Source organism: Psychrobacillus sp. FSL W7-1457 (genome assembly GCF_038593405.1).
Classification (GTDB): Bacteria; Bacillota; Bacilli; order Bacillales_A; family Planococcaceae; genus Psychrobacillus.
The window spans coordinates 38998-55413 of the sequence record NZ_CP151993.1 but is presented as its reverse complement, the minus strand read 5'-3'; the positions used below and the strand labels follow the sequence as shown (position 1 = coordinate 55413).

Below are 16416 nucleotides of genomic sequence, written 5' to 3'. Positions count from 1 at the left end.
ATTTTCCACCTCTAATCACGAATATTTTAAACAAAACTTACCACAATTATACGTGTTTAAGCAAGTGGTTCTCTATCTCCCATTAGCCTAACGGCATATACCTCATCACAGAATCCTCGTAGCCCGTTATATATTCTCTGTACTCGTGATTCTTGGTTTACAAGTCCAAAAACAGTTGGACCACTACCACTCATTAATACAGCATCAGCTCCGAAGCGTTGCATTTGCTCTTTTAGGTTAGCTACTTCAGGGTATAGTTTTAGTGTTACATCTTCTAAAACATTCCCAAGTGAGTTGCACATCAAATCATAATCCTTGTCCTTAATAGCATTTACCATTGCTGTTGTTTTCGGATGAACTATTTGATCAATTTTTAAATTTCCATATACATCTGCAGTAGATACCCCTAATGTTGGCTTAGCTAATATAACCCAACAGTTGGCCGGTGCCGGAAGCTCTTGGATTTTTTCTCCTCGCCCGGTCGCCAATGCAGTCCCACCGTATACACAAAATGCCACATCTGACCCTATTTTTGTTCCTATTTGAGCTAGCTCGTCTAAAGTGAGATTTAATCCCCACAGAACATTTAGCCCCTTTAAAGTTGCCGCAGCGTCACTACTACCACCTGCAAGTCCTGCTGCAACTGGTATATTCTTTTCGATTTTAATAGAGACGCCAGACTTCACCTTGTACATTTCTTTAAGTATCTTTGCCGCTTGATAGGCAAGGTTACGATGATCATTTGGAACAAAACGATCGACTGAAATAATATGTATAGCTCCGTCTTCTCTCATTTCTAACCCGATGCGGTCTGCTAAATCTACAGTGGTCATAATCATTTCCACCTCATGATAGCCATCAGGGCGTTTATGTAATACATCAAGTGTTAAATTTATCTTAGCAGGTGCTTTCACATAGTACATCCCATCTGCTCCTTTTCCTACTTATGCTGTTCCCTATTTTACCATAGTCCTTCCTTTTTGAAAAAAATGAGAACAATAAGAAAAGTATAAGCATTGACTCTACCCATTAAACGAATGGTGGAATGGGAATGGAAGAGGTGATTAAAAAAAGAAAAGGCATAGATCGCCTTTTCTTTGCTAGTTGTATTTTATTTTGGATATCGAACTTAGGTAATCTTGTTTATTTACTTTGGTTGTTCATTTGTTGTTCAGCCATTTCAATTGCACGTTTTACCATATTACCTGCGTCTCGGGATTTAATCCCACCCCAGCCTTCTGTTTTGACTACATCATAAAATCCAAGATCCTTGGCAATCTCTTCTTTTAATTCCTTAGACATAATCCCTCTTCTAGCCATATGGTGAATCCTCCTCAAAACAACTAGCAACGTTAGTATGTGCATTTAAAAGAAAAAAACTCCTATCCACTCATTCGAATGGGATAGGAGTTTTTGCCATATAAAAACGTAAAAATAAAAGTTCTAAACAATCATTTTACTACAATTGAATTATTTGCTTCATCATAAATAGTGATTTCTACTGCTTCTGTCAAAATGTCTGCGTAACTATAAGATACCCGTTCAAAAGAATTTTCATCTTGATCCAAATCGATTACGAACACTGCATGATAGGTTTCTCTTAACACCCCTGCACGTTCAATTGTTTTCTTACGACCTCCGTTTGCTTTTAATTGCAAACGTTTCCCTAAATGATGATCTAATGACTTTTTAATATCAGCTAAAGTTTTTGGCATTCCGCTTACACCTCACTGACTCAATCCTAACACATATCCATTTTTTTGTCAAACAAAACATTTTATCAACTTACACATACTCTTGTCAACGTTTTTATTAATCGTTTTTACTACTTTATTTATTAACATTACTAATATTGTAACAAGTAAATTTAATGGAAATTTGGATACAGCTCATCTGCTAGCCTTCCAAACTCTTCAATACTCAGCGTTTCTCCTCTACGTGTGGGTGATACGCCTACCTTCTCCAGTGCTTGAATGATTAGTTCCTTCTTCTCCTTCCCATTAGGAAGGGAGGATTGTAGGTTATTTATTATAGTTTTTCTTCGTTGCACAAAAGAACCTCTTGAAACTTTAAATAAGAAATCCTCATCTATCACTTGTACTGGCGGAGTTTCATGGCGAGTTAGCTTAATTACCGCAGAGTCTACGTTTGGCGGTGGCATAAAGACAGCCCTAGGAACAGTCATAGCCACCTCGGCTTTCATATAATACTGAATTGCAATTGACAAAGACCCATAAGCCTTGGTCCCCGGCGAAGCGGTAATTCTATCAGCCACCTCCTTCTGCATCATCACAACCATCCCCCTTATAGGCAAACGATCCATTAATAGCTTCAGCAAAATTGGGGTTGTTACATAGTATGGCAAATTAGCTACAACCATGACATCTTTATAATCAGTTAACTTTTCCTCAAATACTTCTAGCATATTCGCCTCTAGAATATCCTTGTGAATGATTTCTACATTGTTATATGGTGAGAGTGTATCTGCTAGCACAGGCAACAAACGCTGATCTATTTCAAAAGCGATTACTTTTCCAGCTTCTCTTGCTAGATGTTCTGTTAAAGCTCCTATTCCCGGGCCAATTTCAATTGCGGCTGATTCATTTGTTAAATTGGCATGACTAACGATATTTCTAAGAATATTAGGATCTATTAAGAAATTTTGTCCTAAGCTCTTTTTAAAAGAAAAACCATATTTTTTTAGTATTTCCTGTGTGCGTATAGGAGTTGCTATATCTTTTTGTGTCATTTCGTATTGTCCTCCAAATCGAGTTGCAGAATCGCTGCTTCCAGCTGTTCCTTATTTATTTGAAATATAGTTAGTCTCTTTTGTAACTGCTTTCCATTGGTATAGCCTATTTTTAATAACTCTCCAAGTCGAGTCCTTCTGTCTTTTGCATGTGGGTGTCCAATAAGCTTTCCTGCTATTAGCACTTCTAGTGGAATGGCCGGAAAAGTAGTTTCCATGTCAGTTTTAGGGGTATACACATGACTAAGAGCTTGTCGAATATCTTCATCTTTAGCATGTTCAATCCCTAGTCCCTTACCATTTTTAGCTATCGTTTTTTCTTTTGATAAAAAAGCATGCTTCACCCCAGGGATTTGTTGTTCTATAATGGCACGAATTCTTCTGCCAGGGTAATCTGGGTCAGTGAATACAATGACACCTCTTTTATCTTGAGCGTGCTGAATTTTGATAAGTGTTTCTTTTGATATGGCAGAACCATTAGTTTCTATAGTATCAGCTTCAACTGCTCTTTTTATAGCAGTCGTATCATCTTTTCCTTCTACGACGATTATTTCATTTATTCGCAAGCGTTTTACCTCTTTTCCACTTCTATACTAGCCTCTATCATAACGCAAAAAAGCTCTCCCTATCAACGAGAGGGAAAGCTATACGAAAAATGATATACAATGTCGTATAAAGCGAGTACGTAGTTTACCCGATATCTGTATCTACACCTGCTTTACATACCTTTTATATTATTTTAAAACTTTTACACGAACTTTTTTACGCCCAAAATCATAGGCTTGCGATTTGGAAGCCATAAATAAGTCTATTTTCTTTCCTTTTATAGCACCACCAGTATCTCCAGCCACTGCATAGCCGTAGCCTTCGACCCACACCTTAGACCCAAGAGGAATAACACTAGGATCTACAGCGATCACTTTTACCTCTGGATTAGACTTTAAATTAATACCAGTTGCTGTCACACCTGTACACCCATTACAGTTAGCTGTATACGCTGTAGCTGTGACATAAAACTCGCTTCCTTTGGATGGGGCAGCCGAGGTTTTAGTCCCACGAGATACATTCGCACTTGCAGTCATTACTTTAGTTCCAACTGCTACAACTTTCTTTTTAGGCTCTTTAGTGACTTTTTCACTCACTATGTTACGGGAAACTTCCACCCCGTTTTCTTTAACTACCTCATAAGTGCGCGCAACAGAACCTTTTTCACCTGTTTCAACGATTTTTTCTTTTCCCTTAAGCAGAGAATCATCTTTCTTTGTAACTACTGCAAAGTTTGTTTCTTCCTCAACTACATCGGTGACCTTTTCTACTCTCACTATTTGTATTTCAGAGTTAGGAAGTATAAGTTCATCCATTTTCTGATCTACACGGTCCAATTCATTTAATGAAATGTTATGTTTTTTTAAAAAGTCAGCGACCGTAGTCGAAGTGGACCATAATTTTTGTTCTTCCTTGCCATCTATAAGCGTGACTTCATATGCTTTTTCAATTGCAATTCGATTATCGGGTCCCACCTCTGCATCTGCAGCAGGGGTAATCGCATCATGTTCTGTATAAGCAACATTTGCCTTTGCTAGTATTTCTGATACTACATCATCAGTAGTCTGGACAGTTTGAATTTTACCGTCTACTGTGATTTCTATTTGTCTTGCCTGCTCCCACTCAATCTTAAGATTATTTTTGATTGAAGTGTTCACTGAGGGATGTAAAAAATCATCGTTAGAGACCACTAGATTATTTTCCTCTAGTAGTTCTCCAACGGTATTGGCATGTGTTGTTATTTCTTGTTGTTCTCCGTTAACTGTTATAGCAACAGTTTTCTTTGTTCCTTCGTATAATACGAACGAAACCACTGCAAAAAACAATAGTAAAGATGCAATCGTTACTAGTGTTTTCTTGCTCCTCAATGAATGAAAGAACAGGTTTTTCATGGTATTATTTTGCATGAAAAACGCCTCCTTGTTCACTCGTGTGATTATATAGAGTACTTTTAAGCTTGTCAACACTTTAGGTTTTTATCCAATTTTTACCTCAAGGTGGTTTACTATACAAAAATAAGGGTCATTAGTTAGTCATTTAAGTGAAAAAAACGCATAGCATTGCTTGTTGTGGCCTCTGCTACCTCCTCCACTGAAATACCCTTTAATCGAGCAATTTCTTCTGCAACAAGTGCAACAAGTGCAGGTTCATTTCTTTTACCTCTATGAGGATGTGGAGCCAAATAAGGAGCATCTGTTTCGATTAATAAATGCTCTAATGGAATCTCCGTTGCGACCTCTTTAGGTTTCTTCGCATTTTTAAAGGTTACTGGTCCACCAAGTGAAATCATAAAGTTCATATCAATACATTGTTTTGCTGTTTCTACACTTCCCCCAAAGCAATGCATAATTCCCCCTGTTAGATGAGCCTCCTCCTCTTGAAGAATCCTAATCACGTCTTCCGTTGCTTCTCGATTATGTATAATGATTGGCAAGTTAACCTTTTGCGCTAAGCGTATTTGCTTGCGGAAAATAGTCTGTTGAATTTCTTTAGGGGACTTATCCCAATAATAGTCTAGCCCTGTTTCACCAATACCTACTACTTTCTCATGTGCAGATAACTCTTCGATCCACTGTAAATCTTCTTCCGTACAATCAATTGCATCCACTGGATGCCATCCAATTACGGCATAAATAAACGGGTATGTTTCTGCTAACTCCATTGCACGTTCAATTGTTTTCCGATCAAAACCAATTACGACCATCTTCTGAACATTTGCCTCTAAGGCTCTATCAATTACTTCCTGAAGGTCTTCATCATATTGATCTGCATTTAAATGGACATGTGTATCTATTAGCATATACATTCTCCTATCTGATATTTATTTTACAATCTTTTTAATTTACATACATCACAATATTATTACAATTACATTAAATGAGTCACATTTTTAAATTTTTTGATTAATTTCATACGATAAAACAATAAATTTCCTGAATCATTTTCATCATTTCTGTTAATTTGTAAGAACTTGAACAATATTTGCAGGGTTAAGTAAACCGTCACTTGCGAACGTTTGAAGTGCACAACTGTCTCAATCCCCCCTAGAGTCGCAACCTCCCCCTTCACTTCATAATAGGTATTATGAAATTAACCCACCTATGTTTGAAAATAATTGCTCGGTTTAGTTGATTAATAAAAATCTATTCACCCATTTTCTTTAAATCTAATTAATCTTGCTTATTTTTCTATAGGCAAGATTATTTAGTTTGCTCGAATCGTCAAGATTATCACAACAATTATGCGTTCACAAAATAATTAAGCGTAAAAAACATAGTCTTTTTAATAGTCAAACAAACTATGTCAATAAATATCTTGTTCATATGATACAGAAGTGAGGTTGAAAGGATTCATTTCTTATAACCAAGCTAGAAAATAGGAAAGGAGATTTTAGAATGAGTCAACCACAAAGTAAACGATATAGTGACACTAGTTATCAACCAGTAAGAGACTGCCAACTATGTAGCAGCCTTGATGCCAAAGATAGCGAGCTAAAAAACCATCATTATCAGAATCATCACGAACTTAGTGATCATCATGATAATGATTTTAGTGAGGCAGCTGTTGTTGAGGAAGGCGATCAATTGATATCTGTAGATCAAGAATCCGATGAACTAATTTGGATTAAGGATTCCTGTAACGTAACAGTTCAAACAACTGATACTCAAGCATCCGTGTCTCTTCAAATTGGACTACAACTTGCAATTGCTCTAGTAGTAAGTATTGCAATTGGTGATTCTAATCAGGGTCAAGCTATTGCACAAGATATATTCCAAAAGTTTAATGATGAACAATCCAATAAGCAAAAAATCATTATTTATAACTCAAAAGACGTTAATATCGTGACTACCGATACAGATTTAGCCGTGAACATTCAGGCTATGCTTCAAGTATTAGTTTCATTAGTTGTTAAACTAGACGTTCTTTAAATTTTTTAAAAAGAAGAAAAGAGGTGAAAATATGAATAAATGGAAAGCATTAGATCATTGCGATGACAATGATCATAATAATGCGGATGTACAGCAAAATGGAGCACAAGTAGTATCTACTAAGCAACAATCATATGAGTGGATTGTTGTAAAGAATTCAGAAGGCGTAGACATCCAAACAACAGACACACAAGCAGCATTGTCCTTACAACTAGGAATTCAAGCAGCTATTGCTGCAGTTATAACCATTACTTTAGGAGATACAGATCAAGCTAGAGCTGTTGCCCAAGACATGAAGCAGTTTATAAAAACTAAACAACAAAATGTCCAAAAAACTATTATTGAGGGATCCAAAAATGTAAAAGTTACAACTACAGACACAGATCTAGCAATAAACATTCAGGCTATGCTTCAAGTTCTTGTATCTTTAGTAGCTAAGTTAGATATTTTATAATATATCGAATCAATTTAGAAATATTTAATTTGAGTAAGTGCGCTTCAAATTTGGTTTGAGCGAGTCACTTTTAAAATATTTTCTAATTAACCTCCAATTAAGGTTATTGTTGAGACGGTCTATTCGTTGGGTTTGAAAACGTAAAAGATTCCACGCTCCTCTTAAATTATAGTTGCATATAATAATACGAATGATATTAGAGAAGGAGTGAAAGACGTGAGCGAGATACCCAAAAAAGCAAATGCAATTCCTAATAAGGTCATTGATTTAATAGTGAGTGATACACTACGTAAAAATGGCGTAGATCTTGATGATGTTAAAGGAAAATTATCCACTGAGCAAAAGCAATTACTCAAAGAACTAGTGGAAGAACTAACCTTACAAGTGGACCAATTTATTGATCCGACATCCGAAAAAAAGAATGATGACTGAAAAACAACGTTGCTTATTAGTAACTGACAAATAATTTTAAGATGTATTAATTAGAGTAACATGTCTTTAATTTCCGCTATGGTGGAAGCAGTGAATGAGAAGAGCAGGTAAGATTTACTATAGGATTACGCTGTTGTGAAGGCTTGTCTGCCTACTCATCCCACTGTATGTTTCAACATTAATATACAAGTTATACTGCCAATACTATTTTAGGAATCATATTTAAACGCCTATAACATAGGCGTTTAATTTTTTATTTACACAAGAAAAGCGCATGCGCCTATATCTGCCCTGACAGGCAAATGGAGAAATGCGAGGAGGCAGTTCCTCAGCCACCGGAGCTTTTACCCATTTGACCCCGAGGGGCAAGGCGGTGGAGCTAGACATCAATTTATCCACAGGTTCAGAACTTTGTAATTTCCTAAACAACAAAAAAACTGCCGCTCACGCGACAGTTTTAATTAGCTTATTATTTTACTTGTGCACCATTTTCTAGTTTTTCATCAACAGTTGCTAGAGTTAAGTATCCATCTTTTTCACCAGCTAAAATCATCCCTTGGGAAAGTTCTCCACGAAGTTTTACTGGTTTCAAATTAGCTACTACAATTACTTTTTTTCCTACTAGCTCCTCTGGTTTATAATGCTTTGCTATTCCTGAGACAACCTGACGTTTTTCATATCCCAAGTCTAATTGTAGTTTTAATAACTTATCTGCTTTAGGAATAGCTTCACATTCCAATACTGTTGCTACTCTTAAATCAACTTTAAAGAAGTCATCAATAGAAATTTCCTCTGATTGCTCTTCCTCTGCTTCTTCCTCCACCTCTTCTTGTAGAGTTTTGACAGAACCGCGCATTTGCTCACGTATAAAAGCTACTTCTATATCTACGTCTAAACGAGGGAAAATTGGCACTCCTGTACTAATTACTTGTGTACCCTCAGGGATAACATTAAAATCGCCAAGTTTCTCCCATTGTAGCTGAGCGTCCGTTAAGCCTAGTTGCTCCATAATTTCTTTGGGGCTATTTGGCATAAATGGTTGGATTAAGGTCGCTATCTGACGAAGACTTTCCGCTAAGTTGATCATAACACTTGCAAGTTGCCCTTTTCTTGCTTCATCCTTTGCTAGAACCCATGGCTGAGTCTCATCAATATATTTGTTTGTACGAGACACAAGAGACCATAAATCTCCTAATACAAGGCTAAACTGCATTTTCTCCATATTGACTTCATATTTTTCTATTGCTTCTTTAGCAAATTGATGTAAAGTTGCATCAAATTCTGTCGCTTCTCCTTGGTTAACAGGAATTTTACCATCAAAGTATTTGTTGATCATCGAGACTGTTCTATTTAAAAGATTCCCAAGATCATTGGCAAGGTCAAAATTCGTACGTTCTACAAAGGATTCCGGTGAAAACACACCATCTTGTCCAAATGGAAGCTCACGAAGTAGGAAATAACGTGTCGCATCAAGTCCATAACGCTCCACTAGCATCTCTGGATATACAACATTTCCTTTTGATTTTGACATTTTACCGTCTTTCATCATGATAAATCCATGTGCAAACACTTTTTTCGGAAGAGGTAAGTCTAATGCCATTAAGAAAATCGGCCAATAAATTGTATGGAAGCGTACTATATCCTTCCCTACTACATGTACATCTGCAGGCCAATATTTTTTAAAAAGGGCGTCGTCATCTGACATATAGCCTAAGGATGTAATATAGTTTGTTAAAGCATCTACCCACACATAAATGACATGCTTTGCATCTCCTGGAACACGAATTCCCCAGTCAAAGGAAGTTCTCGATACTGACAGATCTTCTAAACCAGGCTTGATAAAGTTATTGATCATCTCATTTTTTCTGGATTCCGGTTCTATAAATTCTACATTGTTTTCGTAGTAGTCCAATAAACGTCCTGCATACTTCTTCATATTGAAGAAATACGATTCTTCTTTTACCTTGTGAACTGGTCTACCACAGTCCGGACAATTTCCTTCGTCCAATTGAGTTTCTGTGAAGAAGGACTCACATGGCGTACAGTAGGACCCCTCATACTCTCCTTTGTATATATCTCCATTGTCTAGGAAGGTTTGAAAGATTTTTTCTACTGCTTCTGTATGACGGCTTTCTGTTGTTTGTATAAAATCGTCATAAGATATATCCATAGTTGCCCAAGTCTTCTTAGCAGCTAATGCAATTTCGTCCACATATGCTTGTGGCTCCATTCCCGCTTCTTGAGCTTTTTCCTGTATTTTTTGACCATGCTCGTCCATCCCAGTTAAAAAGCGAACGTCATAGCCTCTTAACCGTTTATAGCGTGCCATTGCATCGGAAGCTACCGTTGTATAAGCTGTTCCAATATGGAATTTACCACTTGGGTAGTAAATAGGGGTCGTAATATAAAATGTTTTATCTTGTGCGCTCAATGCTAATTGCCTCCAATGCTGAATCTTCTATATACTTTATTCTATCGAAATGGGGTAGTTGTTTCAATCTATACCTCTGAAGCAATTTTGTCGAATTTTCTTTATGACTTACATTATTTCCATTAATAGCAAGATTATTCCTAAGAATGATATAATATTTATTTTTATTAGGTATATTATGTAAACATAGTCATATTTTTATCATCCATTCTAATAAAATCAGAAGAATAATTATTGACCAATATGGTAGTACTTGGTATGATTAAGTACATAAAAGAGGTTAATGTCGAATTTTGGCGAAAAATATATACTCTTGAGAGGAGAAACTTTAATAATGAAATCTACAGGTATAGTTCGTAAAGTTGATGAGTTAGGACGCGTTGTTATTCCTATTGAACTTCGTCGTACACTAGGTATAGCAGAAAAAGATGCGCTTGAAATATATGTTGACGATGATAAAATCATCTTAAAAAAATATATGCCAAACATGACTTGTGCAGTTACTGGTGAAGTATCAGATGAAAATCTTCGTCTTGTTGGGGGCAAATTAATTTTAAGCCCAGAAGGTGCAGAACAATTAATCAAAGAAATTCAAAGCAGCTTAAAATAAGACCTAAAAAACATCCGTGCAGACGGATGTTTTTTTTAATGCAGCTTTTAATGCAGCAATGGAGATTCAAAAGATCTGATCCAGCTATTCTACGTGATAGCTTTGGTAAACGTCTCTTTTAGGTAACCCTCGTTGGATGGATACTTCTTTAATGGCATCCTTCGACTTTAGTTGCTTTTCTTGTATTAAATGCTCGACATGCTCCTCAATACTTAAATCCGCCCACCAAGCTTTTTCTATTTCCTCTTTAGCTTCATTGCCAGCAAGCACTATACAAAATTCACCACGAATTTCATTTGTTTCTGCCCATTCGACCGCTTCGTCTATTGTACCTCTTAAAAACTCCTCAAATTTCTTTGTAAGCTCTCTCGCTAATACAATTTGACGTGTTCCATCCATAATTGCTTTCATATCTTTTAAAGATTCCTTCAGACGGTGAGGAGACTCATATAATAGAATTGTTTCTTGTCTCTTTTCTAGCGTTGTAATTTCCGCTTTTCTTTCCTTCTTATTTCTACTAAGGAATCCGTAAAAAAAGAACGGTTGCGTAATCATTCCTGAGGCTATTAGAGCACTTATAGCAGCATTTGCTCCTGGAACGGGTACCACTGCAAATCCTTCTGCTATTGCTTTTGCAGCAATATCTGCTCCTGGATCTGAGATACACGGTAGACCCGCATCACTTACCAATGCAACTTGTTTCCCATCCCTCAATATTTCTAATATTTTCTCTCCACCAGCTAGCTGGTTATGGTCATGATAGCTTGTTAAAGGCGTAGATATCTCAAAATAGTTACATAACTTCTTCGTATTCCTAGTATCTTCTGCTGCTATATAGTCGACTTCCTTCAAAATACGAATAGCACGCATTGTCATATCCTCTAGGTTACCTATTGGGGTAGCTACTAAATACAAACAACTACTGTTTTCATGTTCTGTTGATTTTTGTGAATTCATTGGCTGACTCACCTCTCATATGAGCTATTTTTTGTTTTCTTGTAAGTTGCTTAAAAGCATATTCTGCCTGCATTGCCTCTTGTTTTGACTCGAAAATTTCCTTATAAATACACTTAACTGGGAGTCTTGCCCTCGTGTACTTTGCTCCTTTTCCTTCATTATGAACCTTAATACGCTTAAACAAATCATTCGTATAACCAGCATAGTAGGAGCCGTCATTACATTGTAATACATAAAAAGTATGCTCTTTAATTGTCTCCATACAGCATCTCTTTAACCTCATCTGTGTATTGTCCATCTTCGCCGTACACATAAAGAGGAGGTAAAATTTTTAAATCTGGTTTTCCGTCCTTAATAGCCTCAATCAATAATGTATTAGCTTCCTTACCTTTTTTGGGATAAACAAACCGAATACGTTTTGGCTCAAGTCGGTTGGCTCGCATAGAGGTAACAATATCTAACAACCTACCAGGGCGATGAACAAATGCAGCCTTCCCTCCCTGTTTGAGTAGCTCACTCGCTGATTGCACTGCCTCTTCTAGGGTAAGATGTATCTCATGCCTTGCAATAGCTAGATGTTCCTTGAGATTTTTGTCACTTGCTTCATGTGCTGGAAAATAAGGAGGATTACAGGTTACCACATCATATTTTTCAGTTCCAATTTTACTTGCTATACCTATAACATTATCTTGCATAATATGAATTTGTTCTGTTAGATTGTTATACTTGACACTTCTGTTTGCCATATCAGCTAATCTTTCCTGCAATTCAATACCCACTATTTCAGCTTGTGATCGTGCACTTAGGAAAAGAGGAATAGCTCCATTTCCAGTACATAAATCTACTATTTTTCCTCTTTTAAATGGGACATATGTAAATCTTGCTAATAAAACTGCATCTAGGGAAAAGGAGAAAACAGAAGGACTTTGTATAATTCTTAAATCCTCTGCCAATAAATAGTCTAGCCTTTCATCATCCTTTAGCCATTGCTCCATAACTTAAACCTCCATAAAACAAAAGACTGACACCCACCTATGGAGTGGCATCAGTCAATTGATTAGACATTTTGTTTATTTAAAAAAGATAAGCAAAATAAACAATCTTCTTCCTTCCGAGCGCTTCCGAAATGAACATGACATACATGATAACCTTCCTGATAAAGCCTTGCTAGGTTATCATAGCCTTCACCTATGTCTGCCTTGTTTAATCGTTTCTCTCGTATCTTTTCGTCCATTACTTCTTTTCCATGTATTTCATCAAGTCTTTGTCTTAAATGATTGTTCTCTTCTTGTAACGCTTGACGTTCTTCTATCATAATCGCTACAAATTCTTTCAAAGCGCGAAATTGGAGCTGCGTGGACTCTAACTGTTTTTCAAATTCTATAATTGTATCAAAAAAATTACGGTCCATCACCTATTCACCTCATTGCCCCGTCCATTATACTGGATTTTTAGCATAGTTTACAACCTCATCTAACGTATAGTCTAATATACGAAGTGGATCACTTAACTCAATACGTAAAATTCTCTCTAAAATATTCATGCTAACTACTTTTCCGAATCCATCTGGTGTCTCAATTTTATCACCAATGTCAGGCATTTGCTCTCTTGCAGCCTCATATTCGTCATTTTCATACTTTAAGCAGCACATTAGACGTCCGCACAATCCGGAAATCTTAGAAGGATTCAATGATAGGTTTTGATCTTTTGCCATCTTAATAGATACTGGCTCAAAATCACCTAAAAAGGTTGAACAGCAAAGCATTCTTCCACAAGGACCAATACCACCTAGCATTTTTGCCTCGTCTCGCACTCCTATTTGTCTGAGTTCAATACGAGTTCTAAATACAGAAGCAAGATCCTTTACTAAGTCACGAAAGTCTACTCGACCCTCCGCTGTGAAATAGAAGATAATTTTGTTTCGGTCGAATGTATATTCAACGTCTACAAGCTTCATTTCTAATTCTCTTTGTAATATTTTTTCGGTTCCCAATGCTAATGCCTGAGCCGATTCTAAACGATTTTCTTCCACTTGGATTTTGTCCTTCTCCGTAGAAGGACGGACTACTTGCTTCAAAGGTAAAACGACATCGTTTTCTCCTACTTGTTTAATAGGTACGACGACTTTCCCATATTCTACGCCACGAGCAGTTTCAACGATTACATAGTCATCTTTCTCTAAAGCGTAGTCTACTGGATCAAAATAATATATTTTACCCGCTTTCTTAAAGCGGACTCCTACAACATTATACAAAACTATACCCCTCCTGCAGGTTAAGCATCAGCTGCTCCATCATCAGTGTCCGGTTCATATTTCTATGCAAATTTTGCTTTGCATCTAAAATCAATTCTAACTGTTTAGACAATTGCTCATACGTCTTGTGTAATGCTATCTGTTTCCAGAATGAAATCATATCTGGATAGGTACAAACTGCGAGTGGAGTTGCTTTTATAGCTACTATATCACGATAAGCAAATAGTAGTAAATCTAATACTTGTTCTGCACTTTCCTTTTCTTTTAGCAAGGGACCAAAATCTTCATGTATGCACATAAGCGCATCCTGAACACTTTTTTCACTTGCTTCCACCAATTTTATCACTGATTTCCTTGCAAGTCCAAATTGCTCGTCTTTCGCTAAAATTAGAGCTTCTTCTACTTGATTCGTCATTCTACTTACTGTAGAAGCCATTGAATCAGTAATTCCCTCTTCCATTAACTTCTTTTTTAATACTCCCTGTGGCATGGTGGCTAAACCTATATGCTGACACCTGGACCGTATTGTTGGTAATAAGGCATGCATCTTATCGGTCAATAAGATGGCAGTAATTTCGCTCTGAGGCTCCTCTAAAAATTTAAGTAATGTATTAGAGGAGCTTGTGTTCAATCGATCTGCTTCATGTATTACATAAACCTTTCTTCCTCTTTCAATAGAGGTTTTGCTCATCTCATGTATTAATTCATCAATTTGATTTCTTTTTATATTTTGACCATCTGGCTCCAGTTGAATAATGTTCAAATGATTAGATGATTTTAATCTTTTACAGTTTCGACATGTTTCACATGGAACATTTTCTGTCGAATTTTCGCAAAACATAAGCTGTACAAAAAATTGCATAACTTTCGTTTTACCTGTACCATTAGCACCTTCAATAATGTAGGCATGTCCAATACGATTTTTTGCTACTATGGATTGAATTTGTTTAATAGCAGTAGGTTGTATTTTTTCTATTCCTTCAATGGACCATTCTTCTTCCATGCTCATAGTGGTTCCACCTCTCTAAAAAATCCCGTGTTTCGCACGGTGCGATAACACGGGAACATTACGTATATAGATTAATAAGTAATCCTTTAATTTCGCCTATTTTATCTAATAATTCTATAGAGCTTTTTTCTTGGCTCAAAATTTCTTCTGCTAGCTCTACCAATTTTTCATCAATAGTCTCTACGATTTTTAACTTTCTTCCTTCACCAAATCGATTCCATGTATGAGATTGCTTTAATCCCATTCCAAAATCTACAGCTTCCTCTAGAAACTTTTTAATCAGCATTTTAAACTTAGCCATATCACGTAGATTTCTAGATCTTGCTAAACGATCTCCTGCTGTAGTAATATCTCCTAACAGTTTCGTTAAGGCTTCGGTTTGCATCCGCTGATCCTGCTTTGTAATCATTTGGCCAAACTTTGCAGATTGAATATTATTCTGCATAGTATCCTTGCGTATCTTATCTATCCCTACTCGTACATCTTGATTTATCTTCAAATTTTTCGATCCTTTCCTTCATTATTAAAAATGATGGAATTGTTCAATTGGAAGAACAAATACTGTAGCTCCTCCTACCTCTACTTCCACTGGGTACGGAATGTAAGAATCAGCATTTCCTCCCATAGGTGAAACCGGGGCTACCATCTGTTCACGTGCTCTACAATTGTCTCTTATTAATTCTAACGCAGAAGATACTAAGGAGTCATCTGTACCGATCAGAAATGTAGTATTTCCAGATCTTAAAAACCCACCTGTACTAGCAAGTTTTGTTGCACGAAACTTTGCTTTCGTTAACGCATTTGACAATCTATTACTATCTTGGTCCTGCACTACGGCTACTATTAATTTCATCGCTACTCACTCCCACTTTTCTATTCTGTTTATTTTATTATAGCATTAATTACCTAAAAATTTCTAATTCCATTTTTACTACTTTATAGGTAGCTTCTAATACTTCTTCGAGCTTTTGAGAAGCATCGATTACTTTAATTCTGTCTGGATATTGTTTTACTAAGTTAAGGTAGCCTTCTCTAACCTTTTCATGAAATTGAAGACTCTCTACATCTAGCCTATTTTTTTCCCTACTGCTATGTGCATTAATTCTTTCTAACCCCAGACTTGGTTCTATATCAAAAAGAATCGTGCGGTCGGGCATAGTCTGTCCAATTGCAAATTGATTGATTGCTAATATTTCTTCTACCCCTATACCTCTTGCATGCCCTTGATACGCAAGCGAACTATCAATAAAACGATCACAAATAACAATTTTACCAGCTTCTAGAGCAGGCAAAACTTTTTCAACTAAATGCTGTCTCCTTGCTGCAGCATATAATAATGCCTCCGTACGGCTATCCATCATTGTATGCTCGTTATCTAAGATTATTCCTCTTATTTTCTCCGAGATATTAATGCCTCCAGGCTCTCTTGTCATCACGACTTCAAAGCCCTCTTCCATTAATCTTTTTCCAAGTAATTGCATGACAGTTGTCTTGCCTGCACCTTCTGGACCCTCGCTTGTTATAAAATACCCTTTTTTTTGCACTA

At 36.6% G+C, this 16416-nt stretch carries 21 protein-coding genes; 4 read left to right on the top strand and 17 right to left on the bottom strand.

The genetic code is table 11. From position 1 onward, the window contains the following. Positions 1-56 precede the first annotated feature (56 nt). The 7 genes from ispE to NSQ95_RS00235 all read right to left on the bottom strand — a co-directional run bounded on the left by ispE (position 57) and on the right by NSQ95_RS00235 (position 5594). Positions 57-923, bottom strand: a complete 867-nt coding sequence (gene ispE, locus NSQ95_RS00265) for a 4-(cytidine 5'-diphospho)-2-C-methyl-D-erythritol kinase (RefSeq protein WP_340886162.1) — start codon at positions 921-923, stop codon at positions 57-59. A gap of 220 nt (positions 924-1143) precedes the next feature. After that, positions 1144-1320 carry a small, acid-soluble spore protein, alpha/beta type gene (locus tag NSQ95_RS00260; protein ID WP_144541539.1) on the bottom strand — a complete coding sequence of 59 codons (177 nt, stop codon included), beginning with the start codon at positions 1318-1320 and terminating at the stop codon, positions 1144-1146. A 131-nt stretch (positions 1321-1451) separates the two neighbouring features. Continuing rightward, positions 1452-1715: a Veg family protein gene (locus tag NSQ95_RS00255; RefSeq protein WP_144541541.1), complete on the bottom strand. Its 264-nt coding sequence runs from the start codon at positions 1713-1715 to the stop codon at positions 1452-1454. A 152-nt stretch (positions 1716-1867) separates the two neighbouring features. Continuing rightward, a complete protein-coding gene (gene rsmA / locus NSQ95_RS00250) occupies positions 1868-2749 on the bottom strand; it encodes a 16S rRNA (adenine(1518)-N(6)/adenine(1519)-N(6))-dimethyltransferase RsmA (protein ID WP_340886160.1) in 882 nt (293 codons plus the stop codon). Next, positions 2746-3315 carry a ribonuclease M5 gene (rnmV, locus tag NSQ95_RS00245; RefSeq protein WP_340886158.1) on the bottom strand — a complete coding sequence of 190 codons (570 nt, stop codon included), beginning with the start codon at positions 3313-3315 and terminating at the stop codon, positions 2746-2748. Before rnmV ends, rsmA begins: the two co-directional genes overlap by 4 nt. Positions 3316-3483: 168 nt before the next feature. Continuing rightward, positions 3484-4701 (bottom strand): ubiquitin-like domain-containing protein, encoded by a 1218-nt coding sequence (locus NSQ95_RS00240; protein ID WP_340886155.1) that lies wholly within the window; start codon positions 4699-4701, stop codon positions 3484-3486. A 122-nt stretch (positions 4702-4823) separates the two neighbouring features. Continuing rightward, the gene (locus NSQ95_RS00235) at positions 4824-5594 is read right to left on the bottom strand and encodes a TatD family hydrolase (RefSeq protein ID WP_340886153.1); all 771 of its coding nucleotides are present in this window, start codon (positions 5592-5594) and stop codon (positions 4824-4826) included. A gap of 595 nt (positions 5595-6189) precedes the next feature. Here NSQ95_RS00235 and NSQ95_RS00230 point away from each other — a divergent pair. The 3 genes from NSQ95_RS00230 to NSQ95_RS00220 all read left to right on the top strand — a co-directional run bounded on the left by NSQ95_RS00230 (position 6190) and on the right by NSQ95_RS00220 (position 7609). Further along, positions 6190-6723 carry a spore coat protein gene (locus tag NSQ95_RS00230; protein WP_340886151.1) on the top strand — a complete coding sequence of 178 codons (534 nt, stop codon included), beginning with the start codon at positions 6190-6192 and terminating at the stop codon, positions 6721-6723. 31 nt (positions 6724-6754) lie between these two features. Beyond that, on the top strand, positions 6755-7177 hold the full coding sequence (locus NSQ95_RS00225) for a spore coat protein (RefSeq protein ID WP_340886149.1): 423 nt from the start codon (positions 6755-6757) through the stop codon (positions 7175-7177). 216 nt (positions 7178-7393) lie between these two features. Next, complete coding sequence (locus NSQ95_RS00220) at positions 7394-7609, top strand: spore coat protein (RefSeq protein WP_205964094.1); 216 nt, start codon at positions 7394-7396, stop codon at positions 7607-7609. A gap of 469 nt (positions 7610-8078) precedes the next feature. Here the strand turns inward: NSQ95_RS00220 and metG are convergent, their stop codons facing one another. After that, positions 8079-10040: a methionine--tRNA ligase gene (metG, locus tag NSQ95_RS00215; RefSeq protein ID WP_340886146.1), complete on the bottom strand. Its 1962-nt coding sequence runs from the start codon at positions 10038-10040 to the stop codon at positions 8079-8081. Between the two features lie 334 nt (positions 10041-10374). On the opposite strand from metG, the gene NSQ95_RS00210 reads away from it, so the two are divergent. Beyond that, positions 10375-10650, top strand: a complete 276-nt coding sequence (locus tag NSQ95_RS00210) for an AbrB/MazE/SpoVT family DNA-binding domain-containing protein (protein WP_144541581.1) — start codon at positions 10375-10377, stop codon at positions 10648-10650. An 84-nt stretch (positions 10651-10734) separates the two neighbouring features. Here the strand turns inward: NSQ95_RS00210 and rsmI are convergent, their stop codons facing one another. The 9 genes from rsmI to tmk form a co-directional block, all read right to left on the bottom strand. Further along, positions 10735-11607 (bottom strand): 16S rRNA (cytidine(1402)-2'-O)-methyltransferase, encoded by an 873-nt coding sequence (rsmI, locus tag NSQ95_RS00205; protein ID WP_340886144.1) that lies wholly within the window; start codon positions 11605-11607, stop codon positions 10735-10737. Then, positions 11579-11869, bottom strand: a complete 291-nt coding sequence (locus tag NSQ95_RS00200) for a GIY-YIG nuclease family protein (protein WP_340886142.1) — start codon at positions 11867-11869, stop codon at positions 11579-11581. The genes rsmI and NSQ95_RS00200 overlap by 29 nt, the downstream gene beginning before the upstream one ends. Next, on the bottom strand, positions 11856-12602 hold the full coding sequence (locus tag NSQ95_RS00195; RefSeq protein WP_340886141.1) for a tRNA1(Val) (adenine(37)-N6)-methyltransferase: 747 nt from the start codon (positions 12600-12602) through the stop codon (positions 11856-11858). The genes NSQ95_RS00200 and NSQ95_RS00195 overlap by 14 nt, the downstream gene beginning before the upstream one ends. A gap of 62 nt (positions 12603-12664) precedes the next feature. Then, a complete protein-coding gene (yabA, locus tag NSQ95_RS00190; RefSeq protein ID WP_169360336.1) occupies positions 12665-13021 on the bottom strand; it encodes a DNA replication initiation control protein YabA in 357 nt (118 codons plus the stop codon). Between the two features lie 24 nt (positions 13022-13045). Then, complete coding sequence (locus NSQ95_RS00185) at positions 13046-13861, bottom strand: stage 0 sporulation family protein (RefSeq protein WP_169360335.1); 816 nt, start codon at positions 13859-13861, stop codon at positions 13046-13048. Further along, positions 13854-14864 (bottom strand): AAA family ATPase, encoded by a 1011-nt coding sequence (locus tag NSQ95_RS00180; protein WP_340885813.1) that lies wholly within the window; start codon positions 14862-14864, stop codon positions 13854-13856. Before NSQ95_RS00180 ends, NSQ95_RS00185 begins: the two co-directional genes overlap by 8 nt. 64 nt (positions 14865-14928) lie before the next feature. After that, positions 14929-15369, bottom strand: coding sequence for a YaaR family protein (locus tag NSQ95_RS00175; protein ID WP_169360334.1), 441 nt, complete (start codon positions 15367-15369; stop codon positions 14929-14931). 24 nt (positions 15370-15393) lie between these two features. Further along, complete coding sequence (locus NSQ95_RS00170) at positions 15394-15723, bottom strand: cyclic-di-AMP receptor (protein ID WP_142643831.1); 330 nt, start codon at positions 15721-15723, stop codon at positions 15394-15396. 49 nt (positions 15724-15772) lie between these two features. Continuing rightward, entirely contained in the window at positions 15773-16414 is a 642-nt protein-coding gene (gene tmk, locus NSQ95_RS00165; RefSeq protein WP_251556947.1) for a dTMP kinase, read from the bottom strand. Positions 16415-16416: the final 2 nt, after the last annotated feature.

What these genes read in the sequence shown, in the direction of transcription:
- ispE (WP_340886162.1), bottom strand. Translation starts at nt 923, where the DNA reads ATGTACTATGTGAAAGCACCTGCTAAGATAAATTTAACACTTGATGTA.
- NSQ95_RS00260 (WP_144541539.1), bottom strand. Translation starts at nt 1,320, where the DNA reads ATGGCTAGAAGAGGGATTATGTCTAAGGAATTAAAAGAAGAGATTGCC.
- NSQ95_RS00255 (WP_144541541.1), bottom strand. Translation starts at nt 1,715, where the DNA reads ATGCCAAAAACTTTAGCTGATATTAAAAAGTCATTAGATCATCATTTA.
- rsmA (WP_340886160.1), bottom strand. Translation starts at nt 2,749, where the DNA reads ATGACACAAAAAGATATAGCAACTCCTATACGCACACAGGAAATACTA.
- NSQ95_RS00240 (WP_340886155.1), bottom strand. Translation starts at nt 4,701, where the DNA reads ATGCAAAATAATACCATGAAAAACCTGTTCTTTCATTCATTGAGGAGC.
- NSQ95_RS00235 (WP_340886153.1), bottom strand. Translation starts at nt 5,594, where the DNA reads ATGCTAATAGATACACATGTCCATTTAAATGCAGATCAATATGATGAA.
- NSQ95_RS00230 (WP_340886151.1), top strand. Translation starts at nt 6,190, where the DNA reads ATGAGTCAACCACAAAGTAAACGATATAGTGACACTAGTTATCAACCA.
- NSQ95_RS00225 (WP_340886149.1), top strand. Translation starts at nt 6,755, where the DNA reads ATGAATAAATGGAAAGCATTAGATCATTGCGATGACAATGATCATAAT.
- NSQ95_RS00210 (WP_144541581.1), top strand. Translation starts at nt 10,375, where the DNA reads ATGAAATCTACAGGTATAGTTCGTAAAGTTGATGAGTTAGGACGCGTT.
- rsmI (WP_340886144.1), bottom strand. Translation starts at nt 11,607, where the DNA reads ATGAATTCACAAAAATCAACAGAACATGAAAACAGTAGTTGTTTGTAT.
- NSQ95_RS00200 (WP_340886142.1), bottom strand. Translation starts at nt 11,869, where the DNA reads ATGGAGACAATTAAAGAGCATACTTTTTATGTATTACAATGTAATGAC.
- NSQ95_RS00195 (WP_340886141.1), bottom strand. Translation starts at nt 12,602, where the DNA reads ATGGAGCAATGGCTAAAGGATGATGAAAGGCTAGACTATTTATTGGCA.
- NSQ95_RS00180 (WP_340885813.1), bottom strand. Translation starts at nt 14,864, where the DNA reads ATGGAAGAAGAATGGTCCATTGAAGGAATAGAAAAAATACAACCTACT.
- NSQ95_RS00170 (WP_142643831.1), bottom strand. Translation starts at nt 15,723, where the DNA reads ATGAAATTAATAGTAGCCGTAGTGCAGGACCAAGATAGTAATAGATTG.